This is a genomic window from Pseudomonas entomophila, from assembly GCF_013523125.1.
In the GTDB taxonomy this organism is placed as follows: Bacteria; Pseudomonadota; Gammaproteobacteria; order Pseudomonadales; family Pseudomonadaceae; genus Aquipseudomonas; species Aquipseudomonas entomophila_B.
In genome coordinates, this window is the sequence record NZ_JAAMQJ010000002.1 from 1 (window position 1) to 25,587 (window position 25,587).

Here is a 25,587-nt window from a genome sequence, read left to right on the forward strand (position 1 = left end):
TAACAACTTCAACCACTTGACTCGCTGCGATCTCTCGAAGCGGGAGGCGAATCATACAGCGTTACAACCTGCTGTCAACCACCTTTTTCACCGCTTCCGGTCGAAACCGAAGCCCTTCCAGCGCTATTTCGATTCACACAACCTGTTGATTAACAAGGCGTTTATCGTTCCGACTGCGCTGGAAGTGGTGCGCATTATAAGGGGATCTGAAACCCCGTCAACCCTTTATTTCAAATAAAGTTCAAATACTTACGCGACCTTCTGAGTGCCTCAGATTACCTGCGCTTCGCGCAGGGCAGCCACCTGGGTGTCATCCAGGCCCAATATGCCTTTCAAGACCGTCGCCGTGTGCTCTCCTAATAAGGGAGGCGCGTGACGATACTCCACGGGCGTAGCAGACAAGCGCAACGGACTGGCCACTTGAGGCACGTGACCTGCCAGCGCATGGGGCAGTTCGAAGGCCAGGCCCCGGGCGATCACCTGGGGATCCTGGAAGGTCTGCGCGACATCGTTGACCGGGCCACACGGCACCCCCACCGCCTCCAGTTCACTGACCCACTGCGCCGTGGTCTTGAACACCGTGGCTTGCCGTATCAGCGGGATGAGCTCGGCCCGGTGCAGCACCCGCGCGCGATTGCTGGCAAAGCGTGGATCCTGCGCCCACTGCGGCTGTCCGGCCACTTCGGCGAAGCGCTGGAACTGGGCATCGTTACCCACAGTGAGAATGATGTCGCCATCGGCGGTAGGGAAATCCTGATAAGGCACGATGTTCGGATGGGCATTGCCCAGCCGCTTGGGCGCTATCCCCGTGGTCAGGTAGTTCATCGCCTGATTGGCCAGACAGGCGACCTGGACATCCAGCAGCGCCATGTCGATACGCTGCCCGACACCTGCACGCTCCCGATGGGCGAGCGCGGCCAGGATCGCCACGCTGGCATAGAGCCCTGTGAGGATATCGGTCAGCGCCACGCCGACCTTGACCGGCCCTGCACCGGCTTCAGGCTCCGGCTTGCCGGTCAGGCTCATCAGCCCGCCCAGCCCCTGCACCATGAAGTCATAGCCGGCACGTCCGGCATAGGGTCCCGTCTGACCGAAGCCCGTGATCGAGCAGTACACCAGGCGCGGGTTGAGCGCCGAGAGGCTTTCATAGTCCAGGCCGTACGCCGCCAGCCCGCCCAGCTTGAAGTTCTCGATGACCACGTCCGAGGCTGCGGCCAACTCCCGCACCAGGCGCTGGCCTTCCGGTTGAGTGAAATCGATGGTCACCGATTGCTTGTTGCGATTGGCCGCCAGGTAATAAGCCGCCTCACTCGTGTCATGACCATTGGCATCCTTCAGAAAGGGCGGCCCCCAGGCCCGGGTATCATCGCCGCTACCCGGCCGCTCGACCTTGATGACCTCGGCACCCAGGTCGGCCAGGATCTGGCCCGACCACGGCCCGGCCAGCACGCGCGACAGGTCCAGCACACGCAGATGCGACAGCGCGCCCATGCTCGCCCCCTTTCTCTCTCTATTAATAGAACGCCTGGATACCCGTCTGGGCCCGCCCCAGAATCAGCGCATGGACGTCATGGGTCCCTTCATAGGTATTGACGACCTCGAGGTTGACCAGATGCCGCGCCACGCCGAACTCGTCGGAGATGCCATTGCCGCCGAGCATGTCCCGGGCCAGGCGCGCGATCTCCAGCGCCTTGCCACAGGAGTTGCGCTTGAGCAGGGAGGTGATCTCCACCGCCGCACTGCCTTCATCCTTCATCCGCCCCAGGCGCAAGCAGCCCTGCAGCCCCAGGGTGATCTCGGTCTGCATGTCCGCCAGCTTCTTCTGCACCAGCTGGTTGGCCGCCAATGGCCGGCCGAACTGCTTGCGGTCGAGGGTGTATTGGCGCGCCGTGTGCCAGCACGCTTCGGCCGCACCCAGCGCGCCCCAGGAGATTCCGTAGCGCGCCGAGTTCAGGCAGGTGAAAGGCCCTTTCAAGCCACGCACCTCGGGGAAGAGGTTGTCCTCGGGCACGAAGACGTTGTCCATGACGATCTCGCCGGTGATCGAGGCGCGCAGCCCGACTTTGCCGTGAATGGCCGGCGCACTGAGCCCTTCCCAGCCTTTTTCGAGCACGAACCCGCGGATATCGCCGTCATCGTCCTTGGCCCAGACCACGAACACATCGGCGATCGGACTGTTGGTGATCCACATCTTGCTGCCGGAGAGCCGGAACCCACCCTCGACGCGCCGGGCACGGGTCAGCATGCCGGCCGGGTCGGACCCATGGTCAGGCTCGGTCAGGCCAAAGCAGCCGATCCATTCGCCACTGGCCAGCTTCGGCAGGTAACGCTGCTTCTGCGCTTCACTGCCGAACGCATGAATAGGCACCATGACCAGCGAGGACTGCACGCTCATCATCGAGCGATAGCCCGAATCGATCCGCTCCACCTCGCGCGCGATCAAGCCATAGCAGACATAGTTCAGGCCGCTGCCGCCATATTGCTCGGGGATGGTCGCCCCCAGCAGCCCGACCTCGCCCATTTCGCGGAAGATCGCAGGGTCGGTGCGCTCGTGCCGGAAGGCCTCCAGCACACGTGGCGCCAGCTTGTCCTGGGCGAACGCCGCCGCGCTGTCGCGCACCATGCGCTCTTCTTCGGTGAGTTGCTGGTCGAGCAACAGCGGGTCGCTCCAGTGGAACTGCGCCTTCGTCGTCATGAACACCTACCTTACGGCCATTCAAGGGGATCGGTGTTCAGCCTAGGCAGGGCCCGCGTTGAGAGCAAACGAGGATTGCGCACGCAGCTGTGCAATAACCTCACTCTATAGAGACGTTTGAACAAGGCTTCCGAGCCTGCGAAGTGAGATTTTCGTATGCGACGCAAGATTCCAAGCACCACGGCCTTGATCTGCTTCGAAGCAGCCGCCCGGCACCAGAGCTTCACCCGCGCCGCCGAAGAGCTGGCCCTGACCCAAGGCGCTGTCTGCCGCCAGATAGGTGGCCTGGAAACCTTCCTCAATGTCGAACTGTTCCACCGTACCCAGCGCGGTGTTCGACTGACCGAGGCAGGCTTGTCCTACAGCCGCCGGATCGCTGCCCAATTGGACGCGGTGGAACGGGATACCTTGTCGGTGATGCGCCAGCAGGGGGCCAACGTCATCGAGCTGGCCGTCGTCCCGACCTTCGGCACGCAATGGCTGCTGCCACGGCTGAAGGACTTCCAGCAGCGGTTTCCCGAGGTGACCGTCAACCTGACCAATCGCACCCGGCCTTTTCTGTTCGCCGATACGACCTTCGACGCCGCGATCTATTTCGGCGAGGGCGAGTGGCCTGGCACCCAGGTCGATCGATTGATGGGGGAGGGCCCGGTCCCGGTCTGCTGTCCCTCGCTGCTCGAAGGTCACCGCACGCTGAGCGCCCGCCAGATCGGCGAGCTGCCGCTCCTGCAGCAGACCACACGCCCCTATGCTTGGCGACAGTGGTTCGACAGCCAACAGGTGAGCGTGGCCCTCGACATGACAGGCCCACGCTATGAGCTATTCTCGATGCTGGCCCAGGCGGCCATGCACGCCATGGGCATCGCGCTGATCCCACCCTTCCTGATCCAGCACGAGCTCGAGGAAGGCCGACTGGTGATTGCCAATCCGCATGCCCTGGCCAGCACCAAGGCGTATTACCTGGTCGTGCCCGAGCGCAAGACCGAGTCGGCGTCCCTGCGCGCGTTTCAGGCCTGGCTGATCGAACAGGCGCGGTGCTATACGGCAGGCGGAGAAGCCTAGTAAACAATTTTAAACACTCGTTGGAAGCACACGGAATCACCTAAAGGTACGTTGTCACTCGTCATACAACCACATAAAGTCCCCGTTTCCCGGGCGCTTTCGATCATTTGCGACGCCCACGTTTGCAATCGCGCACCACCCCTCGTACTGGCGATTTTTTCTTTTACTCTGCGTAACACCCGGCCTTCCCGGGTGGCCCAATCGTGACTGCGATACACAATTACAAAGGCTCAGCGCAGGAGAGAGGACGTGCACATTGGTGTTCCGTTGGAGACGCAAGCAGGCGAAGCGCGGGTTGCCGCCACGCCGGAAACCATCAAGAAGCTGGCCGCTCAGGGCCATCGGATCACCGTCCAGCGCGGGGCCGGCCTCAGGGCCAGCGTGCCAGACAGTGCCTACGAAGCGGCCGGGGCGACGTTGGGCAGTGCTGCGGACGCCCTGGGTGCCGAACTGGTCCTCAAGGTCGCCGCTCCGGACCCTGAAGAGTTGAAGCAGATCCAGCCCGGCGCGGTGCTGGTCGGCATGCTCAACCCGTTCGACGCCGCGCGGATCGCTCAATTCGCCGCCCACGGCATCACCGCCTTCGCCTTGGAAGCCGCGCCCCGAACGTCCAGGGCACAGAGCCTCGACGTGCTGTCTTCCCAAGCCAACATCGCCGGCTACAAGGCGGTCTTGCTAGCGGCCTCCCATTACGCGCGCTTCATGCCCATGCTGATGACGGCAGCAGGCACCGTGAAAGCGGCGCGTGTGCTGATCCTGGGCGCGGGCGTGGCCGGTCTGCAGGCGATCGCCACCGCCAAGCGTCTGGGCGCGGTGATCGAGGCCTCGGACGTGCGGCCGGCGGTCAAGGAGCAAATCGAATCGCTGGGCGCCAAATTCATCGACGTCCCTTACGAGACCGATGAGGAGCGCGCCTGCGCCGAGGGCGTCGGCGGTTACGCACGCCCCATGCCTGCCAGCTGGATGCAGCGTCAGGCCCTGGCCGTGCACGAGCGCGCCAAGCAGGCCGATATCGTCATCACCACGGCGCTGATCCCGGGCCGCAAGGCACCGACGCTGATCAGCGCCGAGACGGTCGCGCAGATGAAGCCAGGCTCGGTGATCGTCGACCTGGCCGCTGCCCAGGGGGGCAATTGCCCATTGACGGTGGCCGACCAGGTGGTGGTGGAGCAGGGCGTGATCATCGTCGGGCCGACCAATCTGCCGGCTCAGGTCGCGGCCGACGCCTCGGCCTTGTACGCCCGCAACCTGCTGGACTTCCTCAAGCTGGTCTGCACGCCGCAGGCCACGCTTTCGATCGACCTTGAAGACGACATCGTCGCCGCCTGCCTGATGTGCCGTGATGGCAGCATCAGCCGCGCCGCTGCCTGAGGAGCCCGACCCATGCAAGACATGCTGATTTCAGACGGGTTGTACAACCTGATCATCTTCGTGCTGGCGATCTACGTGGGTTACCACGTGGTGTGGAACGTCACGCCCGCCCTGCACACGCCTCTGATGGCCGTGACCAACGCCATCTCGGCCATCGTGATCGTCGGCGCCATGCTGGCCGCGGCCCTCACGGTGACGCCGGCCGGCAAGGTGATGGGCACGCTGGCCGTGGCCCTGGCCGCGGTCAACGTGTTCGGCGGCTTCCTGGTGACGCGGCGCATGCTGGAGATGTTCAAGAAGAAAGCCAAGACCGAGGAGCGCAAGCAACCATGAGCATGAACCTGGTAACACTGCTCTACCTGATCGCCTCGATCTGCTTCATCCAGGCACTCAAGGGCCTGTCGCACCCGACCACCTCGCGGCGCGGCAACCTGTTCGGCATGGTCGGCATGGGCTTGGCCATCCTCACCACGGTCGGGCTGGTCTACAAGCTCGGCGCGCAGATGGGCTCGGTCGGCATCGGCTACGTGGTCCTGGGCCTGCTGGTGGGCGGCACGGCCGGCTCGGTCATGGCCAAGCGCGTGGAAATGACCAAGATGCCCGAACTGGTTGCTTTCATGCACAGCATGATCGGCCTGGCGGCCGTGTTCATCGCCATCGCGGCAGTCCTCGAGCCGCAGTCGCTGGGCATCGTCGCCGGCATCGCAGACCCGATTCCCACGGGCAACCGTCTCGAACTGTTCCTCGGTGCGGCCATTGGCGCCATCACCTTCTCCGGTTCGGTGATCGCCTTTGGCAAGCTGTCGGGCAAATACCGCTTCCGCCTGTTCCAGGGTACGCCGGTGCAGTTCGTCGGCCAGCACACGCTCAACCTGATCCTGGGCCTGATCACGGTGGCCCTGGGCCTGCTGTTCACCTTCACCGGTCACTACAGCGCATTCACGCTGATGCTGGCCCTGGCGTTCGTCATGGGTGTGCTGATCATCATCCCGATCGGCGGCGCCGACATGCCGGTCGTGGTGTCGATGCTCAACAGCTACTCGGGCTGGGCCGCTGCCGGGATCGGCTTCTCGCTGAACAACGCCATGTTGATCATCGCCGGTTCGCTGGTGGGCTCCAGCGGGGCGATCCTGTCCTACATCATGTGCAAGGCCATGAACCGCTCGTTCTTCAACGTCATCCTCGGCGGCTTTGGGGGCGACGTCGAAAGCGGGGGCCCTGCTGGCGCCCAGGAACAGCGCCCGACCCGCTCCGGCTCCGCCGACGACGCGACCTTCCTGCTCAGCAACGCCGACAGCGTGATCATCGTCCCAGGTTACGGCCTGGCCGTGGCACGCGCCCAGCACGCCTTGAAGGAACTGACCGAAAAACTGACCCACCAGGGGGTCACGGTCAAGTACGCGATCCACCCGGTGGCCGGTCGCATGCCGGGGCACATGAACGTGCTGCTGGCCGAAGCCGAGGTGCCGTACGACCAGGTGTTCGAGATGGAAGATATCAACGCCGAGTTCGGCCAGGCCGACGTGGTCCTGGTACTGGGGGCCAACGATGTGGTCAACCCGGCAGCCAAGAACGACCCCAAGTCGCCGATCGCTGGCATGCCGATCCTGGAAGCGTTCAAGGCCAAGACCATCATCGTCAACAAGCGCTCGATGGCCAGCGGCTATGCCGGCCTGGACAACGAGCTGTTCTACCTGGACAAGACCATGATGGTGTTCGGCGACGCCAAGAAGGTGCTGGAGGACATGGTCAAGGCCGTGGAGTGAGCCCCAGGACGAATGCCGTACCCATTGCGCTGCTGCGTGTCAGGACCTGTCCAGGCACACGGGGACGTACGGGCGGCGGCATTCGACCTTGGTCGCGGGACGGGGCAGGGCGAAATCACTAGACTGCGCATCTAGCTTGAGCAGCCCGAGATAACAACCATGTACCGTGATCGTATCCGCTTGCCCTCCCTGCATGACAAGGTCATGAGCGCGGCCGACGCCGCCAGCCTGATCCAGAACGGCATGACCGTCGGCATGAGCGGCTTCACCCGCGCCGGCGAAGCCAAGGCCGTGCCGCGCGCCCTGGCCGAACGGGCGCGTCAGTCGCCGTTGAAGATCAGCCTGATGACCGGCGCCAGCCTGGGCAACGACCTGGACAAACAACTGACCGAGGCCGGTGTGCTGGCCCGGCGCATGCCCTTCCAGGTGGACAGCACGTTGCGCAGGGCCATCAACGATGGTCAGGTGATGTTCATCGACCAGCACTTGTCCGAGACCGTGGAGCAGTTGCGCAACCAGCAGCTCACCCTGCCGGACATCGCGGTCATCGAAGCCGTGGCGATCACCGAACAGGGGCACATCGTGCCGACCACCTCGGTGGGCAACTCGGCCAGCTTCGCCATCTTCGCCAAGCAGGTCATCGTCGAGATCAACCTGTCGCACAACGCCAACCTCGAAGGCCTGCACGACATCTACATTCCGACGTACCGGCCGACCCGCACCCCAATCCCGCTGGTGAAGGTCGACGACCGCATCGGCAGCACGGCGATCGCCATCGATCCGGCCAAGATCGTCGGTATCGTGGTCAGCGACCAGCCCGACTCGCCGTCGACGGTGCTGCCACCGGACAGCGACACCCAGGCCATCGCCGATCACCTGATCGACTTCTTCAAGCGTGAAGTGCAGGGCGGTCGCATGACCAACCGCCTGGGCCCCCTGCAGGCAGGCATCGGCAGCATCGCCAATGCGGTGATGTGCGGCTTGATCGACTCGCCGTTCGAAGACCTGACGATGTACTCCGAGGTCCTGCAGGACTCCACCTTCGACCTGATCGACGCCGGCAAGCTGAGTTTCGCCTCGGGCAGCTCGATCACCCTGTCCGAACGCCGCAATGCCGATGTCTTCGGCAACCTCGAGCGCTACAAGGACAAGCTGGTGCTGCGCCCGCAGGAGATCTCCAACCACCCGGAAGTGGTGCGCCGGCTCGGCATCATCGGCATCAACACGGCGCTGGAGTTCGACCTGTATGGCAACGTCAACTCCACCCACGTCTGCGGCACCCGGATGATGAACGGCATCGGCGGCTCCGGCGACTTCGCCCGCAACGCCCACCTGGCGATCTTCGTCACCAAGTCGATCGCCAAGGGCGGCGCGATTTCCAGCGTGGTGCCGATGGTCAGCCACGTGGACCACACCGAGCACGACGTGGACATCCTGGTGACCGAGCAGGGCCTGGCCGACTTGCGTGGGCTGGCGCCACGGGAGCGGGCGCGGGCAATCATCGACAACTGTGTGCACCCGGACTACCGCGCGGCCTTGAACGACTACTTCGAGCGCGCCTGCGCGCGGGGCGGGCATACGCCCCACCTGCTTCGCGAAGCACTGGCCTGGCATGACAACCTGGAGATCACGGGTCGCATGCTGGCGGTATGAGGCCGCCTCGAGGCCTGGCCGAACGTCGCTCGACAGCGATGGGCCAGGCTTCGTCGTCTCTGTCGAAGCGCCCATGCCGCACCTGAAGGGCAACACCCAACTGTGCTGAATAAAACTGTCCTACTGTTACGGTAATTCTGCGGCTTTCCAGCCAAAATCCCGATTTTCTCACCAGGTAAGCACCTTTATGGTGCAGACCAGTACAGTTGTGCAAATTACCGGTGCAACAGTCGCCATCAACAGTTAACTGAGGCGCCGCAATACCCCCTAACTGTACCTACAGTAATGGACGCGAGAGGAGGATCATTGGCATCAGTTGAAATCACTTACTCGATGCCGCCACAAGCGGAAGGATGACTCATCATGGAACGTACCCTCAGTTCCGGCCTGGTTTTCGAAACCAACACCCAAGAATCCAAAGCGTCGCTGCCCCTGCGCGTCGCCTCCAACCTGCTGCTGTGGCAGCGTCGCGTTTCCAGCCGCCGTCAATTGGCTCGACTGGACGCCCGCCTGCTGGCCGATGCCGGTATCAGCGAAGCCCAGCGCCAGCAAGAGCTGAGCAAGCCATTCTGGCGCTAAGCAGGTCGCTGGTCCGCCCAGCGTCTTTAAAGAAACCCGTCGTGGACACCACGGCGGGTTTTTTTTGGTCTTGGAAAAAAGCGCGCCGGTACCTGACCGTAACAGTTCTCACAGAATTATTTTCCACTGGTACAGTTGCATGGGCCACTTGCGCCTATCGGCTCAGCTCCCGTGATAGTCTTGCTCTACTTTGGCTACCGAAATCGCGGCGATTGTCCTACAGTCCGCTTTAGACGTTCATCCTCTGCCTTACTTTTTAGGAGTTGCTCCATGCTTCGTCTTTCTCTGCTCGGCGGCGTTGCGCTCTTGACCCTGGCCGGCGTGGCCCAGGCCTCCAGCTTCGTCGTCACGACCGATTCGCTGGTACGAGGCATTGCCGCCTCGACCGACGCCACTTCCGATGCCTCGTCTTCGTTGCGTGACGACAAGATCGTCGAAGCCGCACGTGACGATGCCGCCAGCTTCGTGGGCAGCCAGGGTGCTATCCGCGGTGCCAAGCTGGAAAGCGCGTTCGCTTACCTGCGCCAGCAGGCCCCCACGCTGCAGGCCAGTGACGCCCAGCTGGCACAGGCCATTCTGGCCCATTGAAGTCTGTAACACCGTCGCGCACCCAGCGCGACGTCCTGCTCCCGTTCGAGATCCGTGTGAAACGTTCCATGCGTCAGGTTCTACCCTTTCTGCTGCTCTGCATCTGCATCGACAGCGCCTATGCCTTCGATACCACGACCCAAGGCCTGGTGATTTCAGGCTATGCGACGAGCCAGGTCACCACCGGGCCCTTCGACAGCAAGCTGGTGCGCCAGGCGCGCGACGATGCCGCCGTGTTCGTGGCGACCGACGGCCAGGTAGAGGGTGTGCGCCTGCGTGCTGCGCTCGACCACCTGCGCCGTGCACTGCCTGCGCAGACCCACGATGACCTTGAACTGGCGCGGGCAATTCTCGTCCAATGACCATTCCTCGATGCCCTGTCCTTTCCGGAGATGCTCCATGCGTAAACCGCTGATCGCCGCCGCTCTCGGCTTCCTGCTCCTGGCCGACGTGGCCCATGCCCAGACCCTGGTGGCCACCAGCAACATCATCGTGCGTGCCTTCGGCCGTTCGATCGACTTCACCTCGGACACCACCACCTCGATCCGCGATTCCAAGGTCGTGCGCGAAGCCCGTGACGATGCGGCCAGCTTCGTCGCCAGCCGCGGCGACATTCGCGGTGCCCAGCTCGAAGCCGCCTTCACGACCCTGCGTCAGCGCGTGCCTGAAGCGCGCGAGGCCAGCGACCAGGTCCTGGCCGAAGCCATCCTGTCCCTGTGAGGCGGCTGCGTGCCTGGCTGCTCGGCTGCGCCCTGACGCTGCTCGGCACGCCTGTCCTGGCTGACCTGCAACTGCAGGTGCAGGCACAGGACCTCGACGCCCCACAACGCCAGGCGACCCAGGCCCTGCTCGACGAAGCGCTGGCGAAGCTGCCGCCGTCGTTCAGGCAGCGCCTGGACCGCACGGTCCAGGTCAGCTGGACCTCGGGCATGCGCCACGATGCCTACGGGCAAGCTACGCCGAATGCCACGCTGACCCTCAACGCCCGGCTGCTGCCAGGCCTGGTCGATGGCAGCGCCGCCACGACGCCCACGGGCCGTACCCATGGCACGGTACGTCAAGAATTGCTGGCGACGGTCCTGCACGAGCTGACCCACGTCTATGACCGGGCACGTCTGTGGCCCGAGGCCGAGCGCCGCGTGATCAACCGCTGCCGACGCCAGCACGAAACCCTTGGTGCCGTCGGCCTGCCTCAGGCATGCCGCGGCCAGACCGAACGCCGCTTCACCCTGAGCGACGACCCGCGCCTGCTCGACCTGGCAGGCTGGCCGCAATACGTGGGCCGGCGTGGCGAACGCGAGCGGCACAACGGCCAGGTCGCCCGCAGCCCGGACAGCTACGAGCTGGACAGCCCCAAGGAATTCATCGCGGTCAACCTGGAGTACTTCCTGCTCGACCCGAGCTACGGCTGCCGACGCCCGGCCATGAATGCCTACCTTACCGAGCGTTTTGGCTGGGCGCCGGTGCAGTCGGCCTGTCCCAAGGGCCTGCCGTTCCTCAACGCCGGCAACGACTTCGCCCGCGAGCCCCTGGGCGAAATCGACCCGGAGCGCGTCTATGCCGTCGACTACCTGCTCGCCGAGGCCAACCAGAACTGGGTCAGCCGCTGGGGGCACAGCATGTTGCGCCTGGTCATCTGCGCCCCGGGGCGGCCCCGTGGGCCGGATTGTCGTCTCGACCTGGACCAGCACCTGGTGCTGTCCTACCGGGCCTTCGTCAACGATGTGCAGCTGTCGAGCTGGGACGGACTCACCGGCGCATACCCCTCGCGTCTGTTCGTGCTGCCCTTGGGCCAGGTCATCGACGAGTACACCAAGACCGAACTGCGCAGCCTGGCCTCGGTACCGCTCACGCTGGACCGTCCTGCGCTGGAGAACCTGATCCGCCAGGCCGCCGAGATGCACTGGAGCTACGACGGCAGCTACTACTTCATCTCCAACAACTGCGCGGTCGAGACGCTCAAGTTGCTGCGCAGCGGAACCGGCGACCCGCGTCTCAACGACCTGGACAGCATCATGCCCAACGGGCTGCTCGAGGTGCTCGAGAGCCGTGGACTGGCCGACACCCACGTGCTTGATGACTCGCGCGAGGCGCTGCGTCTGGGGTATCGGTTCGATTCGTACCGCGACCGTTATCAGGCGATGTTCAAGGTGCTCAAGCAGCAGCTGCCGGTGCCTCAGCCCACGGTCGAAGACTGGCTGGCGCTGGAGCCCGAGGCGCGTCGGCCCTGGTTCGCGCAAGCGGATCTGCGCACCAGCGCGGCGCTGCTGCTGCTGGAGCAGGCCAGCCTGCGTCGTCAGCTGTTGCTGGCCCAGGACGAGGTCAAGCAACGCTACCTCACTGCCCAGGCGCTCCAGGACGGCACCATCGACAAGGCCAACGCAGCCTTGCAGCAGATTCTCGCCAACAGCGGCTTCCTCAGCCGTCCGGCCGAGCTGCTGCCGAACACCGGCTACGGATTGCCCCAGGACGACGAACGCAGTGCCTTGCAGACGGTGAGCCGTGACCGCCAGGCCCAGTTGAACCGACTCAGCACTCACCTGGACCAGGAAATCCGCGCCCTGCTTGAACCGGCACGAGCCGCCGCCATCGTGGCCGTGGAAGGGAACGTGAAGCAGATCGGTGAACACCTGCGAGGGCTGCACAAGGCGGCAGGGGGGCTGGAGCTACCTTGACGGAGCGACGTCTGGCTCATGTCTCTGCTTCAAGGCATCGCTAGGAGAGGTCGCTCGGTGGATCCAGTGGAATTTCCCAAACGACTGCAGCCGATGTGCTCCGGCAGGCTGCATGGATCCTGTGGGAGATTCCATGGTTTGTGCCAAATGCGAATGTGGGCCCTGGCGGGCCCAATCGCGGCACAGGGGCCACCCGTAGCCACACCGCGATGAAGCAAAGTATTGCGGTCCTGTGGGAGCTGGCTTGCCAGCGATAGGGCCTGTGCATCCATCCCAGCATCAGCAGACCAGTTCCTGACCTGCAGTCCATGCGGTGAGGCTGCTGCCGCCATCGCGGGCAAGCCCCTCAAAGGGTTTGGGGGGAGACTCCACCGGGGCATCCGACCGACCGGGGCTGGATCTGCAGAGTCCATGACCGTCAGAAAGGCGTGCCACAGTCACCCCTGATTCGCCCACCCCATCCAGCCTCGACCCGACCTACTCGATGCGCCCCAGGTTCTCGGCCACATGGTCTTCCACCACGTCACTCCCGAGCGTCTCTCCCTGCTCGCCGGGCAGGTGTTCATCCAGGTGCAGCCACGACAGGCGGCTGTCGACCCAGACATGCCCCCGCGGCCTGACCTGCTCCGGCTTATCCAGCGTACCGACCGTCACATCCACGATATCCGGGCAACGCTGGGTCAGCAGCGCCACCTGCGCGCCGCACTCGCCACAGAAACACCGGACGCAGCTCGACGGCGCCGTATAGCGGCGCGGCGTGCCCTGCCGCCAGTGGAAACCCGAGCGCGGCACGGTCAGCCAGGTCAGCACGGGCGCTCCACTGGTCCTGCGGCAGATCGAGCAATGGCAATGGGCGACGTCCGACAGATCGCCCTCGACCCGATAGCGCAGTGCGCCGCAATGGCACCCACCTTCCAGCACAGTCGACATACGTCCTCCGGTCAGCTTTCGTGAAGCGAAAGCTCGGTGAAAGCTTTCGGCAATAGGATTAGGACACCACCGGCACAAGACCGGTCGGCCAGCAGCCAGGAAAAAATCCTGACGCGGCTCAAATCAACAACAACAATGGTGATTCCGATGTCCTTCAGTGCCCGCCTGCACCCTGCATTTCCTCCGCGCCTCCTCGCACAGCGCCAACCCCGCTGATCCGCCCCGAATCGTCCTGACTTTCGTCGCGCCACGCCTGGAGTACCGCCATGCTGACCTTCCTCGGCTTTGCCATGGTCATCACCTTCATGTACCTGATCATGACCAAGCGCCTGTCGGCCTTGATCGCGCTGATCCTGGTACCGATCCTGTTCGCCCTGTTCGGTGGTTTCTCCGCCGACATCGGGCCGATGATGCTGCAAGGCATCAGCAAGCTGGCGCCCACGGGCGTGATGCTGATGTTCGCCATCCTGTATTTCGCCCTGATGATCGACTCCGGCCTGTTCGACCCGGCCGTGCGCAAGATCCTCAAGCTGGTCAAGGGTGACCCGCTCAAGGTCTCGGTCGGCACCGCCGTACTGGCCCTGGTGGTCTCGCTGGACGGCGACGGCGCCACCACCTACATGATCTGCTGCGCGGCCATGCTGCCGATGTACAGCCGCCTGGGCATGAGCCCACGGATCATGGCCGGCCTGATCATCCTGGCTGGGGGCGTGATGAACATGACGCCCTGGGGCGGGCCGACCGCCCGCGCCGCCAGCGCCCTGCACGTCGACCCCTCCGACATCTTCGTGCCGATGATTCCAGCCATGGCCTTCGGCGTGCTGGCGATCCTGGGTATCGCCTACGTCTACGGCAAGCGCGAACGCGCTCGCCTGGGCGAGCTGAGCCTGCCGACCGACGACACCGACCACAGCCAGATCAGCGTGTCGCAGTTCCCGGAAGCCCGGCGGCCCAAGCTGCTGTGGTTCAACGCTGCCCTGACGCTGGTGCTGATGGTGGCGCTGATCGCCGGTCTGCTGCCGCTGCCGGTGCTGTTCATGATCGCCTTCAGCATCGCCATGATCGTCAACTACCCGTGCCTGCAACAGCAGAAGGACCGGATCGCCGCCCATGCCGGCAGTGTCCTGGCGGTCACTGGCCTGATCTTCGCCGCCGGGATCTTCACCGGCATCCTGTCGGGGACCGGCATGGTCGACGCCATGTCCAAGAGTCTGCTGGCGGTCATCCCGGACGCCCTCGGCCCGTACCTGGCAGTGATCACCGCGATCGTCAGCATGCCGTTCACCTTCTTCATGTCCAACGATGCGTTCTACTACGGCGTGTTGCCGGTGCTCTCCGAAGCTGCCGCGCACTACGGCATCACGCCGGTGGAAATGGCCCGTGCCTCGATCGTCGGCCAGCCGGTCCACCTGCTCAGCCCTCTGGTGCCCTCCACCTACCTGCTGGTGGCCCTGGCCGGCATCGAGTTCGGCGATCACCAGCGCTTCACCCTCAAGTGGGCAGTGCTGGTCTGCCTGTGCATAATGTTCGCCGCGCTGCTGATGGGGATTTTCCCGCTGTTCAGCAGTCTGTAGTACAACGACCTCACACCGCACGCCCCGTCCTTTCGGGGCGTCGCCATCATCACCCGAAGGAATTGACATGGAATGGCTGACCAGCCCAGAAATCTGGGTTGCCTTTTTCACGCTGACCGCGCTCGAGATCGTGCTCGGGATCGACAACATCATCATGATCTCGATCCTGGTCAGCCGCATGCCCAAGCACATGCAGCCCCGCACGCGCCTCTTCGGCCTGGCCCTGGCCATGGTCACGCGCATCCTGCTGCTGCTCTCGATCACCTGGGTCATGCGCCTGACCGCCGACCTGTTCGTGGTCCTGGGCCAGGGCATTTCCGGACGTGACCTGATCCTGTTTTTCGGTGGCCTGTTCCTGTTGTGGAAAAGCTCCCAGGAAATCTTCCACGGCCTGGAAGGCGAAGAGGAAGCCTCGGAAGAACCCAAGGGCAGCGGCGGCAAGTTCTTCTACACCATCGTGCAGATCGCCATCATCGACATCGTGTTCTCCTTGGATTCGGTGATCACGGCGGTGGGCATGGTCTCCCACGTGCCGGTGATGATCGCCGCGATCATCGTCGCCGTGCTGGTGATGATGCTCTGCGCCGGCACCATCGCCGACTTCATCGACAAGCATCCCTCGCTGAAGATGCTGGCATTGTCGTTCCTGATCGTCGTGGGTACGGTGCTGATCGCCGAAGCTTTCGACGTGCACGTGCCCAAGGGCTACGTTTACTTCGCCATGGCTTTCTCCCTGGCCGTGGAGGCCATCAACATTCGCATGCGCACCTCGCTCGCGCGCAAGAAGGGTGAGGCCGCCGAAGCAGTCAAGCTCAAGGACACCGCCGGCCATTGAGGCCAGCAGGTGCTCGTCGAACAAGGCCGCCTCGTGCGGCCTTGTTCTTTTCTAGGCCGTCCTTCGCCTCGATCGGGCCTGCGCGCTGGCGACCTGGCCCGGCAGCGACTACAGCTTAACCAGTACCACGCATTCGCCGGCCGCTGGGTCGGGCGTCATTGGGGGACCTGGCCATGCTGACCTTGCTCGACGTGTTGTCCGCCGTCACCCTTCTGGTCTGGGGCACGCACATCGTGCGCACGGGCATCCTGCGGGTCTACGGCTCGAGCCTGCGCCGCGTACTGGGTCAGAACATGAACCGGCGACCCCTGGCCTTCCTGGCCGGCATCGGCGTGACGGCCCTGGTGCAGAGCAGCAACGCCACGGCGATGCTGGTCACCTCGTTCGTCGGTCAAGGCCTGATGACGATGACGCCGGCCCTGGCGATCATGCTCGGTGCCGATGTCGGCACGGCGCTGATGGCCAGGGTGCTGACCTTCGATCTGTCGTGGCTCTCGCCGCTGCTGATCTTTCTGGGGGTGATTTTCTTCCTGTCGCGCAAGCAGACCCAGGCCGGGCAGCTGGGGCGCGTGAGCATCGGCCTGGGCCTGATCATCCTGGCGCTGCAACTGATCGTCCAGGCCGCGACGCCCATCACCCAGTCGCAAGGCGTGCAAGTGCTGTTCGCCTCGCTGACCGGCGACCTCCTGCTGGACGCGCTGGTCGGCGCGCTGTTCGCGCTGGTGTCGTACTCCAGCCTGGCGGCGGTCCTGCTGACCGCCACCCTGGCCGGTGCCGACCTGATCGGCCTGCCCGTGGCCATCGGCCTGGTGATCGGCGCCAACATCGGCAGCGGCCTGCTGGCCTTTCTCACGGCCACCTTGCAGAACGCCGCAGGCCGCCGGGTCGCGCTCGGCAGCCTGCTGTACAAGCTGATCGGCCTGTTGCTGGTGATCCCCGTGCTGCATCCGCTGGTGGACTGGATGCAGACCCTGAAGCTGCGTCCGCAGGAGCTGGTGATCGGCTTTCACCTGCTCTACAACACCCTGCGCTGCGTCCTGCTGCTGCCCACGGTCGGGCTGATGGCCACGCTGTGCGAAGCCTGGCTGCCCGACCGCCGCGAGCCGGTCAGCGCCGCGCAGCCACGCCACCTGGATCCGACGGCGTTGGCCACCCCCAGCCTGGCCCTGGCCAACGCGGTACGCGAGACCCTGCGCCTGGGCGACCTGATCGACAGCCTGCTCGACGTTCTCCGCCACGCCTTGCAGGGCAACGGCACTGTGCTGCCACGGCAGGTACGCCAGCTCAGCGAGGAAGTCGACGTGCTGTACAACGCCATCAAGCACTACCTGGCCAGGATGCCGCGCGAGGACCTGCCCGAGCAGGACAGCCGACGGTGGGCCGAAGTGATCGAGCTGGCCATCAACCTCAAGCTGGCCAGCGACCTGATCGAACGCATGCTGCGCAAGATCCAGCAGCAGAAGACCGCCCAGCGCCGTGCCTTTTCCGACGTCGGCCTGGAAGAGCTGACCACGTTGCAACAGCCTCTGCAGGCCAACCTGCGTCTGGGCCTGTCGGTGCTGCTCAGCGCCGACCCCGACGGCGCCCGGCAACTGTTGCGTGAAAAGCGTCGGTTCCGGGCACAGGAACGGCGCCTGGCGCATGCGCACGTCAGCCGTTTGCAACGCCGCGTCGTGCAGAGCATCGAGACCAGTTCGCTGCACCTGGAGCTGATCGCCGACATGAAGCGGTTGAACTCTTTGTTTTGCAGCAGTGCCTATGTGGTACTGGGTGGCTCGGACACGGGCGGGCTGATGCTCGACACCGTGCCGGATGAAACCCGCCTGCCCTGAACGCGTCCTGGACGCAGACTGGCCTGGAAGCTTACCCATGCGTTGCCTGATGTTCGTCGTACTGTTGTTTTGCGCGCTCCCCGGTTTTGCCCTCGACCGCTCACGCGTGGAAGGCTACCTGCTGCCCAATGGCCTGCAGGTCCTGCTCAAGCCGGGTTACGAACGTGACCACGTGTCGATTCGCCTGGTGGTGGGCGTCGGGCTGGACGATTTCGGCTGCGACCAGCGAGAGCTGCCGCACCTGCTCGAGCATTTGCTGTTCAGTGGCCTGGACGGGCAGGACGAGGGTGGGCTGGAGGCCCGCATGCAGGCCCTGGGCGGCGAATGGAATGCCTTCACCAGCAGCGCCGACACCACCTTCGTCATCGAAGCGCCCGCCCGCAACCAGCGCAAGGTCCTGGACCTGCTGCTGGAGATCATTCGCGATACCCGCTTCGACGAGAAAGACCTGGCGACCGCCAAGCAGATCATCGAGCGCGAGGACGGCGGCCACTACGGACACCTCCAGCGCTGGCTGGACCGTCAGGACATCGGTCACCCCGCCAGCGACCAACTGGCCACCGAACTGGGCCTTAAATGCAGTGAGCGCTCCGACGTGCAGGCCATGACCCTGAAACAGGTCGAGGACCTGCGCAACCGCTGGTACGCCGCCAACAACATGAGCCTGATCGTGGTCGGTGGCCTGGACAAGCTGCTGCCGGCCTACCTGGAGCGCACCTACGGTGAACTGCCGGCCACCGAGCCGGAAGACCGCCGCGCACTGGACAGCATCACCGAACAGGCCGAGCCGCGCCGCGAGCTGGTACGTGGCTGGGTCGGCGACAACGTCAAGCTGCACTGGCTGTTCATCGAGCCGGTGCTGGACACCGCCCATGACCAGACGTTGGAGCTGGTGGCGCGCTACCTCGACTGGGCCTTGTACGACCAACTGCGGCTCAAGCAGGGCCTGTCCTACGGTCCATCGGTAAAACGCCAGAGCTTCGGCGACAGCGGAATGCTCAGCCTCAATGCGGACCTCGAACGGGGCGATGTAGATCAGGCTGTCGAGGCCTTGCAAGGCCTGTTCGAGCGTCTGCGCAGCGAAGGTCTCGACCCGAAGACCTTCGCACGTATCCAGCAAGCCGCCATCGCCCGGGAAAGCTGGACGACCCAGGGCAACCCGGCGCTGGCCGACTATTACTGGGGCGCACTCAACGCCTATGCCGACGGCCGCGTGGCCGATCCGGCCAGCACCCTGCGTGACGTCACCCTGGAGGACGCCAACGCAGCGCTCAAGGCCCTGCTGAAAGAGCCAGGCTACGTGCGCATCGAAGCGCCGCTGCTGGGCGATGATGGCCTGTATGGCGTGCTGGCCCTGCTGGTCGTGCTGGCGCTGGCCCTGGTCTGGCTACGTCGACGGCGTCGCCGGCGCCAGCGCGCGCCCCAGGCCCGGCCCAGTGGCGCTACACGGCGGCGTTGAATCGACGGTATGCTGTGCGAGGTTTCCCATGCAGTCCTCATCGATGTCACTTCTCTCTCGCTGGCTGCACCGCCTGATCGAGCTGCTCAAGCGCTATCCGGGCGTCATGGCCCTGGGTGGCTTCCTGTCCGGCATCGGCAGCTTCATCCTGGTCGACCGCCAGGCCAGCCTGGCCAGCTGGATCGCCGTGGTGATGCTGGTCAGCTGGGTCTGGCTGATGCTCGAGAACACCCTGACCCGGCTGTTCGCGCGGACCTTCAAGCGCGAGATCCCGCAGCCGCTGCTGCGCTACGCCACCCAGATGATCCACCAGGAAAGCCTGTTCTTCGTCCTGCCGTTCTTCTTCGTCACCACCACCTGGAACAGCGGCCAGCTGGTGTTCACCGGCCTGTTGGCGGCGGCCGGCCTGGTCTCGATCATCGACCCGCTCTACTACAAGTGGCTGGCGCCACGACGCTGGCTGTTCATGGCGCTGCACACGCTGACACTGTTCGCGGCCCTGCTGACGGCGCTGCCGATCATCCTGCACCTGACCACCGCCGAGAGTTTCAAGCTGGCGCTGGGCGCCGCCATGCTGCTGTCCTTCCCGAGCCTGGCCAGCAGCTTCCCGATCACCGGCTGGCGCCGCGCGCTGGCGGTGCTGGGGCTGACCCTGGCAGTCGGCGCCGGGGGCTGGCTGCTGCGCTCCTGGGTTCCGCCCGCGACCTTGTGGATGACCGAGGTGGCCGTCAGCACCCAGGTGCAGGGCCGCGAGCCGGGCGACTCGCTCAAGGAAGTCAACGTGGACCAGCTGCGACGCAATGGGCTGTATGCCTACACCGCGATCAATGCCCCACGGGGGCTCGACGAGCGCATCTACCATGTCTGGCAGTTCAACGGCCAGGAGGTCGATCGCATCGCCCTGGACATCCACGGCGGGCGCAAGGAGGGCTACCGGGCCTGGACCCACAAGCAGAACTTCCCGCCGGACCCCACCGGGCGCTGGCAGGTGAGGGTGCTGACCGAGGACGGCCAGGTCATCGGCGTGCTGCGCTTCAAGGTCACTCAAGGGGTTCAGGCACGTGACGCGCGTCATCGCCGCCATGCCCCCTGTGCGCTCCAGGGCGCCGTCTCAGGCGAAGAACCAGTAGCAGACCAGGATCGCCGCCACCACCCCGGAGAATTCGGCCAGCAGCGCACACCCGACGGCGTGTCGGACGCGCTGGATGCCCACCGCGCCAAAGTACACGGCCAGCACGTAGAACGTGGTCTCGGTGCTGCCCTGGATGGTCGCCGCCACTAGGGCCGGGAAACTGTCCACGCCCTTGGCCTGCATGGTCTCGATCAGCAGGGCCCGGGCAGCACTGCCGGAGAAAGGCTTGACCAGGGCCGTGGGCAGGCCGTCGACGAAGCGTGTGTCCAGCCCCATCCACAGCACGGCGTGGCGAATGCCATCCAGGGCCAGGTCCAGGGCGCCCGAGGCGCGCAGCACGCCGACGGCGCAGAGCATCGCCACCAGATACGGCAACAGGCTCTTGGCGACGTCGAAACCTTCCTTGGCCCCTTCCACGAACGCTTCGTACACCTTCACTCGCCGCAGCGCGCCAATGATCAAGAACAGCATGATCACACCGAACAACGTCAGGTTGCCGAGGATGGACGACAGGCTGGCCAGCGCCGCGGTCGACAGCGTGGCCAAGACAGCCATGAACCCGCCCAGCAACAAGGCGCCGGGCACCAGGTAGGCCAGCACCACCGGATCCCACAGCCGCAGCCGCTGCATCACGGCGACCGACAGCAGGCCCACCACGGTGGAAACGCTGGTGGCCAGCAGGATCGGCAGGAACACCAGCGTCGGGTCCGGCGCGCCTTGCTGGGCGCGGTACATGAAGATAGTGACCGGCAACAGGGTCAGCGACGAAGCATTGAGCACCAGGAACAGGATCTGCGCGTTACTGGCGGTGGTCGTGCTGGGGTTGAGTTCCTGCAGCGCACGCATGGCCTTCAGCCCGATGGGCGTGGCGGCGTTGTCCAGGCCCAGGCCGTTGGCGGCGAAGTTCAGGGTGATCAGCCCCAGGGCCGGGTGGCCGGGTGGCACCTCCGGCATGAGCCGGGCGAACAGCGGGCCGAGCACCTTGGCCAGCCATTCGACGATTCCGGCCTGCTCGGCGATCTTCAGAAACCCCAGCCACAAGGTCAGGGTGCCGAACATCAGCACCATGACGTCCACCGACAGCTTGGCCATGGCGAAGATGCTTTCGACCATCGCTGCAAAGATGGCAGGGTTGCCAGCGAACAGCCACTGGGCCATGGCCGAGACGGCCGCCACCAGGAAAAAGCCAAGCCAGAGGCCATTGAGCATGCGTGCCACCCTTTGTGAAATGCGGGCGATGATAACGCATTGCGGCGCTGGGCTTCAGTGAGGGAAGGTGACGGCCTGACGAGAGACAGCGTGGGTCAGGCCTGGAGACGGCTCACCCGCAGGCGAGCCGTGGGGGTGCTCAACGATTGACAGGGTTACCGACCGCAGCCGACGACGCCTGCTTGTTGAGGTGCGGCAGGGCATTCCAGTAGGCCTCGCCCTTGGCCGCGTCGTACATGCCTTCCCAACGTGCGATCACCAGCGCCGCCAGGGCGTTGCCGACCACGTTCAGCGCCGTGCGGGCCATGTCCATGATCCGGTCGACACCGGCGATGAAGGCCAGGCCCTCCAGGGGGATGCCGACGCTGCCCAGGGTGGCCAGCAAGACCACGAAGGAGACGCCCGGCACACCGGCGATGCCCTTGGAGGTGACCATCAGCGTCAGCACCAGCAGCAATTGCTGGCTGATCGACAGGTCGATGCCGTACAGCTGCGCGATGAACAGGGCCGCGATGCTCTGGTACAGGGTCGAGCCATCGAGGTTGAACGAGTAGCCGGTCGGCACCACGAAGCTGCAAATGGACTTCGGCGCACCGTAGGCCTCCATCTTCTCGATTACCCGCGGCAGGACCGTTTCCGAGCTCGAGGTGGAGTAGGCCAGGATCAGCTCGTCCTTCATGATGCGCATGATCTTCAGGATCGAGAAGCCGAACAGGCGGGCGATCAGGCCCAGTACCATGAAGGCGAAGAAGGCGATGGCGAAGTACACCAGCAGCACCAGCTTGGCCAAGGGCAGCAGCGAAGAGAAGCCGAAGTTGGCCACCGTCACGGCGATCAGGGCGAACACACCGATCGGCGCGTAGTTCATGATCATGTGGGTGACCTTGAACATGGTTTCCGAGACGCCCTGGAACGTGCGTACCAGCGGCTCGCGCAGGTCCGCCTGCAGGCTCGACAGCCCGAGACCGAACAGCACCGAGAAGAAGATGATCGGCAGCATCTCACCGCGCATCAGCGCCGCGAAGATGTTCGACGGGATCAGGTTGAGCAGGGTTTCGACGAAGGCATGCTCGTGCTGCACTTCGGCTGCGGTCGCCTGGTACTTGGAAATGTCCACGGTACCCAAGGTACTCATGTCGATCCCGGCACCTGGATGGAACAGGTTGGCCAGAAGCAGACCGACGACGATGGCGATGGTGGTCACGATCTCGAAGTACAGGATGGTCTTCAGGCCGATGCTGCCCAGTTTCTTGGCATCACCGACGCCTGCGATGCCCACGATCAGCGAGGAGATCACGATCGGCACGACGATCATCTTGATCAAGCGGATGAAGATGTCACCCGCCGGTTGAAGCACGTTGCTGATCCACCATGCCTTTTCTGCACTGAAATGGTTCAGCAAGGCACCGACGGCCACGCCGAGGATCAGGCCGATGAGAATCTGCCAAGCGAGGCTTAGTTTTGCCTTCTTCATGTCTCCACCTTCTTGTTTGCACATCATGGATATCTGGCTGAAAGCCGCCTCTTAGAGCGGTTCCTGCGCAAAATCGCTACGTCCCGAGACGGTACATCCGCTGAGCGGTCGGCAGACCTGACACGGGTACCGGGAGCAAGGCCCGGTGAAAAAGTCGGCAACTATTGCGATGACAGGCACCCCCGTCTAATGCCGTAAACGAGTGGCCCATGCCGAATCGGCATGAAGAGAAGGCGGTTTCGACGTGACTTCAGCGGGGGGCAAAACGTGTGTTCGGGTTGCCGAACAGGGCTACAGCGCCATTTCCGGCAGGTGCGCAGGCGTCTTCACCACAACGCGATCGATTTGTTCGACAATCCGAATGCACAGGGACGCGCGACCGAGAACCTGCAGGACAGAGGAAAAAAATGGATATACGGCAGGCGTGGAAGAAGAGACGTGGCTCATGTCGAAGGAGCGCTTCGGAAGCCAGGTCGACCGACGTCACGCAGTCTGCGTCGATCGACCCGATGCTTCCGATGCCACTTCACCTGACCCGGCCCCTGACAGGAGGTACTCCCTGTACCTCTAGGCCGCTTCGACACCCATGGTCAAAGCAGCCCGGCCCCTTGGTCATGCGCTGGGCCCTCATCGAGCCAGCGCACCATAGAAGCTGCAATCCAGAAAAGGTTCAGCTTCCGTTGATAACCGTACGCAACCGGTGGTCAGTACCAGGCCGGATCGCGTTTCAACTGCTCTTGAAGCAGTTTTTTCATGCCATCGTCCGGTTCGCCCAACCACGTGTACGTGGCATGACGCGTCGGCGACTTGTCCTGCGGCAACCCTTCGGGGACCTCGACCAGCATTCCGTAGGCCTCTTCCTTGTCCCAGCTGAACGCCACGATCAGCCGCTTGTAGGTGCAGTTGCCTTCAGACTCGCACACGGGGCCGACCAGGTACTTGTCACCGTCCTCGGTCACAGCCGACATCTGCTGAGGCGAACTACCGCTCAGGTTGATGACCCAATCAGGCAGGCGCTCCTGCTGGCGAACCACCTTGCCCCAGGTTTCGCGGTACTCCTGGTCCGAGCCAAGCAGCTGGTTGGCCCGGACCTGGCCATCATTGGCCGCCATGACCGCGCTGCTGCTGCCCAGGACGAGGGCGGCAGCCAGAGCTCGGCAAAGCAATGCCTTCATTACGACTATCTCCTGCCACGGCCGAAGAAGAACGACGCCACGAACAGCACCAGGAACACGATGAAGAGAATCTTCGCGATACCGGTAGCGGCGCCAGCGATACCACCGAAGCCCAGAACGGCAGCGACAATGGCGATGATCAGGAAGGTAATGGCCCAGCTCAGCATGGTGTTTCTCCTTTTTACTCTTTGTTGAATCCTGAGGCCGGGTCAGAAGACCCAACTGTCTTGGTGAACGACGCTATCGGTGGTTGCAGAAGACGCTTGCGAGACGGGCAGGTGTTCCGGTGCGCTGACCGGCATGCTTGCCCGGGTGGCCTGGATGTGCGCGATCAGTGCGGTTTGTGCCGCCACCTGATCGGCCATGCGGGCCGACTGCCAGGTGTGGTACAGCTGCCCGATCAACAGGGTGACCATCAACGCGAACGTGACCAGCAATACCTGGCGCAGGGGCAGGGTGTGGGTCGTGTCGCGGTGGGTGGTCTGGCCGTTCATGCCGTTACTCCTGTTGTTCGTATTCTGCGGGTCGTGCAAATAACAGTGCAGTCAGCATGCCAGTCTTAATCCGCTAAAAAATTCCTTTAAAAACAATGAGTTATGTAAAAAGACCATGGCCGTGTAGGACGTATCCTGCACGATCCCTGAAATAGTTCCGTGCGATTTGCACGATCACCCCTCGACCTTGGTCGCGACCTTGAGCAGGTCGGGGTCCACGCCCCTTACGCCCAGGATCTGCCGGGCGATCTCGACGGCAATCGACTTCTGCTGTGCACTCACCACCTCGCCGGACAGACGTACCATGCCCTCTGCGCTGGTCACCTTGATCTTCAGCACGTCCAGGTTGCGACTGAAGCGATAGCTTTCCTGGATCTTGTCGACGATCCACTCATCGTTCGGCTGAGTGGACGAGGTGGCCTCGACAGGGGTAGTACGGGCCTGAACCATGGCCATACTGTCCAGGCTGATCAGATTGTTCACCAGGTACACACCTTCGGTGCTGCGCGCCAGGACACCGGCCAGTTCCTTGGCGTCTGCGTTATCGACCTTGCCACGCAGGGTCACGACGCCCTCCTGGGTCTGCACGTCGACGGCGGCCTGCCGGGTCAAGGTGCTCCAGGCCAGCCGCGAGCGGACGATGGCAGCCAGCGTTGCGTCTTCCAGGCGCTGCGCGTAGGCCTTGAGCTCCAGCGGCTGCTCGACCAGTTGAGGGTTCACGCGCAACTGGTTGTCCACCTGTTCGATACCCCGCGTCGCCTGCGCCACGTCCTGCGCCAGCAGACGCTGCACGTCATTTTCCACTTCGCCCGTCAGGACGGCGGCCTGGCCCTCCACCTGGGCGTCGATGGCAAAGGTATTGAGGACGCGGTTGAGGGACAACGCCGTCTGCACGGCCCCCTCCAATCGCGCCTCCTGGGTGGTCTCGGCCTGGGCCGCAGGAAGCAGACAGGCTTGGCCCAGCATGCAGAGGCCTATCCAGGCAGCGTTTCGGTGAGCGGTGAACATATCCATCTCCTGTCGGGCATTAAAAAAGGCGGCTCGCAACGACCATGCCAGCCCTTATTTGTAGGAAAAACTCTAC

The 25,587-nt window shown here is 64.0% G+C and carries 23 protein-coding genes and 2 pseudogenes; 16 read left to right on the forward strand and 9 right to left on the reverse strand.

What is annotated here, in order from left to right; all coding sequences use genetic code 11:
• Positions 1–238: pseudogene (locus G7007_RS21975) on the forward strand (hypothetical protein); the annotation flags it as partial.
• A 32-nt stretch (positions 239–270) separates the two neighbouring features.
• On the opposite strand, the gene G7007_RS01300 reads toward G7007_RS21975, so the two are convergent.
• Both G7007_RS01300 and G7007_RS01305 read right to left on the reverse strand, forming a co-directional pair.
• Positions 271–1,491: a CaiB/BaiF CoA transferase family protein gene (locus G7007_RS01300; protein ID WP_181098685.1), complete on the reverse strand. Its 1,221-nt coding sequence runs from the start codon at positions 1,489–1,491 to the stop codon at positions 271–273.
• Positions 1,492–1,513: 22 nt separating this feature from the next.
• Positions 1,514–2,695: an acyl-CoA dehydrogenase gene (locus G7007_RS01305; protein WP_181098686.1), complete on the reverse strand. Its 1,182-nt coding sequence runs from the start codon at positions 2,693–2,695 to the stop codon at positions 1,514–1,516.
• A 156-nt stretch (positions 2,696–2,851) separates the two neighbouring features.
• Here G7007_RS01305 and G7007_RS01310 point away from each other — a divergent pair, with 156 nt between their 5' ends.
• The 10 genes from G7007_RS01310 (at position 2,852) to G7007_RS01355 (ending at position 12,389) form a co-directional block, all read left to right on the forward strand.
• Positions 2,852–3,757, forward strand: coding sequence for a LysR family transcriptional regulator (locus G7007_RS01310; protein WP_181098687.1), 906 nt, complete (start codon positions 2,852–2,854; stop codon positions 3,755–3,757).
• Positions 3,758–4,006: 249 nt separating this feature from the next.
• Positions 4,007–5,128, forward strand: coding sequence for a Re/Si-specific NAD(P)(+) transhydrogenase subunit alpha (locus G7007_RS01315; protein WP_181098688.1), 1,122 nt, complete (start codon positions 4,007–4,009; stop codon positions 5,126–5,128).
• A 12-nt stretch (positions 5,129–5,140) separates the two neighbouring features.
• A complete protein-coding gene (locus tag G7007_RS01320) occupies positions 5,141–5,461 on the forward strand; it encodes an NAD(P) transhydrogenase subunit alpha (protein WP_060395440.1) in 321 nt (106 codons plus the stop codon).
• Positions 5,458–6,894 carry an NAD(P)(+) transhydrogenase (Re/Si-specific) subunit beta gene (locus G7007_RS01325; RefSeq protein ID WP_181098689.1) on the forward strand — a complete coding sequence of 479 codons (1,437 nt, stop codon included), beginning with the start codon at positions 5,458–5,460 and terminating at the stop codon, positions 6,892–6,894. The genes G7007_RS01320 and G7007_RS01325 overlap by 4 nt, the downstream gene beginning before the upstream one ends.
• A gap of 159 nt (positions 6,895–7,053) precedes the next feature.
• On the forward strand, positions 7,054–8,547 hold the full coding sequence (locus tag G7007_RS01330; protein ID WP_181098690.1) for an acetyl-CoA hydrolase/transferase family protein: 1,494 nt from the start codon (positions 7,054–7,056) through the stop codon (positions 8,545–8,547).
• 363 nt (positions 8,548–8,910) lie between these two features.
• Positions 8,911–9,126: a DUF1127 domain-containing protein gene (locus G7007_RS01335; protein ID WP_060395443.1), complete on the forward strand. Its 216-nt coding sequence runs from the start codon at positions 8,911–8,913 to the stop codon at positions 9,124–9,126.
• A 270-nt stretch (positions 9,127–9,396) separates the two neighbouring features.
• The gene (locus G7007_RS01340) at positions 9,397–9,714 is read left to right on the forward strand and encodes a DUF2388 domain-containing protein (RefSeq protein ID WP_181098691.1); all 318 of its coding nucleotides are present in this window, start codon (positions 9,397–9,399) and stop codon (positions 9,712–9,714) included.
• 68 nt (positions 9,715–9,782) lie between these two features.
• A complete protein-coding gene (locus tag G7007_RS01345) occupies positions 9,783–10,076 on the forward strand; it encodes a DUF2388 domain-containing protein (protein WP_181098692.1) in 294 nt (97 codons plus the stop codon).
• Between the two features lie 37 nt (positions 10,077–10,113).
• Positions 10,114–10,434, forward strand: a complete 321-nt coding sequence (locus G7007_RS01350; RefSeq protein ID WP_181098693.1) for a DUF2388 domain-containing protein — start codon at positions 10,114–10,116, stop codon at positions 10,432–10,434.
• Positions 10,431–12,389: a DUF7844 domain-containing protein gene (locus tag G7007_RS01355; RefSeq protein ID WP_181098694.1), complete on the forward strand. Its 1,959-nt coding sequence runs from the start codon at positions 10,431–10,433 to the stop codon at positions 12,387–12,389. The genes G7007_RS01350 and G7007_RS01355 overlap by 4 nt, the downstream gene beginning before the upstream one ends.
• Before the next feature lie 477 nt (positions 12,390–12,866).
• Here G7007_RS01355 and G7007_RS01360 read toward each other — a convergent pair whose 3' ends face one another.
• Entirely contained in the window at positions 12,867–13,319 is a 453-nt protein-coding gene (locus G7007_RS01360) for a GFA family protein (RefSeq protein ID WP_181098695.1), read from the reverse strand.
• Positions 13,320–13,585: 266 nt separating this feature from the next.
• Between G7007_RS01360 and G7007_RS01365 the strand changes: the two genes are divergently transcribed.
• The 5 genes and pseudogenes from G7007_RS01365 to G7007_RS01385 form a co-directional block, all read left to right on the forward strand.
• Positions 13,586–14,893: a CitMHS family transporter gene (locus G7007_RS01365; RefSeq protein ID WP_181098696.1), complete on the forward strand. Its 1,308-nt coding sequence runs from the start codon at positions 13,586–13,588 to the stop codon at positions 14,891–14,893.
• A 67-nt stretch (positions 14,894–14,960) separates the two neighbouring features.
• Positions 14,961–15,728, forward strand: coding sequence for a TerC family protein (locus tag G7007_RS01370; protein ID WP_181098697.1), 768 nt, complete (start codon positions 14,961–14,963; stop codon positions 15,726–15,728).
• 173 nt (positions 15,729–15,901) lie between these two features.
• Positions 15,902–17,560, forward strand: coding sequence for a Na/Pi cotransporter family protein (locus tag G7007_RS01375; RefSeq protein ID WP_181098698.1), 1,659 nt, complete (start codon positions 15,902–15,904; stop codon positions 17,558–17,560).
• A gap of 37 nt (positions 17,561–17,597) precedes the next feature.
• Positions 17,598–19,019, forward strand: a complete 1,422-nt coding sequence (locus G7007_RS01380) for a M16 family metallopeptidase (RefSeq protein ID WP_181098699.1) — start codon at positions 17,598–17,600, stop codon at positions 19,017–19,019.
• Between the two features lie 43 nt (positions 19,020–19,062).
• Positions 19,063–20,079: pseudogene (locus G7007_RS01385) on the forward strand (DUF5924 family protein); the annotation flags it as partial.
• A gap of 51 nt (positions 20,080–20,130) precedes the next feature.
• Here the strand turns inward: G7007_RS01385 and G7007_RS01390 are convergent.
• The 6 genes from G7007_RS01390 to G7007_RS01415 form a co-directional block, all read right to left on the reverse strand.
• On the reverse strand, positions 20,131–21,360 hold the full coding sequence (locus G7007_RS01390) for a nucleoside recognition domain-containing protein (RefSeq protein ID WP_181098700.1): 1,230 nt from the start codon (positions 21,358–21,360) through the stop codon (positions 20,131–20,133).
• A 139-nt stretch (positions 21,361–21,499) separates the two neighbouring features.
• Positions 21,500–22,834: a glutamate/aspartate:proton symporter GltP gene (gltP, locus tag G7007_RS01395; RefSeq protein ID WP_181098701.1), complete on the reverse strand. Its 1,335-nt coding sequence runs from the start codon at positions 22,832–22,834 to the stop codon at positions 21,500–21,502.
• A gap of 704 nt (positions 22,835–23,538) precedes the next feature.
• Positions 23,539–24,009: an inhibitor of vertebrate lysozyme family protein gene (locus tag G7007_RS01400; protein ID WP_181098702.1), complete on the reverse strand. Its 471-nt coding sequence runs from the start codon at positions 24,007–24,009 to the stop codon at positions 23,539–23,541.
• Between the two features lie 5 nt (positions 24,010–24,014).
• Positions 24,015–24,176, reverse strand: a complete 162-nt coding sequence (locus G7007_RS01405; protein ID WP_023532363.1) for a DUF1328 domain-containing protein — start codon at positions 24,174–24,176, stop codon at positions 24,015–24,017.
• A 42-nt stretch (positions 24,177–24,218) separates the two neighbouring features.
• Positions 24,219–24,503 carry a hypothetical protein gene (locus G7007_RS01410; protein ID WP_181098703.1) on the reverse strand — a complete coding sequence of 95 codons (285 nt, stop codon included), beginning with the start codon at positions 24,501–24,503 and terminating at the stop codon, positions 24,219–24,221.
• 174 nt (positions 24,504–24,677) lie between these two features.
• Positions 24,678–25,469 (reverse strand): BON domain-containing protein, encoded by a 792-nt coding sequence (locus tag G7007_RS01415; RefSeq protein WP_181098872.1) that lies wholly within the window; start codon positions 25,467–25,469, stop codon positions 24,678–24,680.
• Between the last annotated feature and the right edge of the window lie 118 nt (positions 25,470–25,587).

Coding starts and splice junctions, on each gene's coding strand:
- G7007_RS01300 (WP_181098685.1), bottom strand. CDS start 1,491: ATGGGCGCGCTGTCGCATCTGCGTGTGCTGGACCTGTCGCGCGTGCTG.
- G7007_RS01305 (WP_181098686.1), bottom strand. CDS start 2,695: ATGACGACGAAGGCGCAGTTCCACTGGAGCGACCCGCTGTTGCTCGAC.
- G7007_RS01310 (WP_181098687.1), top strand. CDS start 2,852: ATGCGACGCAAGATTCCAAGCACCACGGCCTTGATCTGCTTCGAAGCA.
- G7007_RS01320 (WP_060395440.1), top strand. CDS start 5,141: ATGCAAGACATGCTGATTTCAGACGGGTTGTACAACCTGATCATCTTC.
- G7007_RS01325 (WP_181098689.1), top strand. CDS start 5,458: ATGAGCATGAACCTGGTAACACTGCTCTACCTGATCGCCTCGATCTGC.
- G7007_RS01330 (WP_181098690.1), top strand. CDS start 7,054: ATGTACCGTGATCGTATCCGCTTGCCCTCCCTGCATGACAAGGTCATG.
- G7007_RS01335 (WP_060395443.1), top strand. CDS start 8,911: ATGGAACGTACCCTCAGTTCCGGCCTGGTTTTCGAAACCAACACCCAA.
- G7007_RS01340 (WP_181098691.1), top strand. CDS start 9,397: ATGCTTCGTCTTTCTCTGCTCGGCGGCGTTGCGCTCTTGACCCTGGCC.
- G7007_RS01345 (WP_181098692.1), top strand. CDS start 9,783: ATGCGTCAGGTTCTACCCTTTCTGCTGCTCTGCATCTGCATCGACAGC.
- G7007_RS01350 (WP_181098693.1), top strand. CDS start 10,114: ATGCGTAAACCGCTGATCGCCGCCGCTCTCGGCTTCCTGCTCCTGGCC.
- G7007_RS01360 (WP_181098695.1), bottom strand. CDS start 13,319: ATGTCGACTGTGCTGGAAGGTGGGTGCCATTGCGGCGCACTGCGCTAT.
- G7007_RS01365 (WP_181098696.1), top strand. CDS start 13,586: ATGCTGACCTTCCTCGGCTTTGCCATGGTCATCACCTTCATGTACCTG.
- G7007_RS01370 (WP_181098697.1), top strand. CDS start 14,961: ATGGAATGGCTGACCAGCCCAGAAATCTGGGTTGCCTTTTTCACGCTG.
- G7007_RS01375 (WP_181098698.1), top strand. CDS start 15,902: ATGCTGACCTTGCTCGACGTGTTGTCCGCCGTCACCCTTCTGGTCTGG.
- G7007_RS01380 (WP_181098699.1), top strand. CDS start 17,598: ATGCGTTGCCTGATGTTCGTCGTACTGTTGTTTTGCGCGCTCCCCGGT.
- G7007_RS01390 (WP_181098700.1), bottom strand. CDS start 21,360: ATGCTCAATGGCCTCTGGCTTGGCTTTTTCCTGGTGGCGGCCGTCTCG.
- gltP (WP_181098701.1), bottom strand. CDS start 22,834: ATGAAGAAGGCAAAACTAAGCCTCGCTTGGCAGATTCTCATCGGCCTG.
- G7007_RS01400 (WP_181098702.1), bottom strand. CDS start 24,009: ATGAAGGCATTGCTTTGCCGAGCTCTGGCTGCCGCCCTCGTCCTGGGC.
- G7007_RS01405 (WP_023532363.1), bottom strand. CDS start 24,176: ATGCTGAGCTGGGCCATTACCTTCCTGATCATCGCCATTGTCGCTGCC.
- G7007_RS01410 (WP_181098703.1), bottom strand. CDS start 24,503: ATGAACGGCCAGACCACCCACCGCGACACGACCCACACCCTGCCCCTG.
- G7007_RS01415 (WP_181098872.1), bottom strand. CDS start 25,469: ATGCTGGGCCAAGCCTGTCTGCTTCCTGCGGCCCAGGCCGAGACCACC.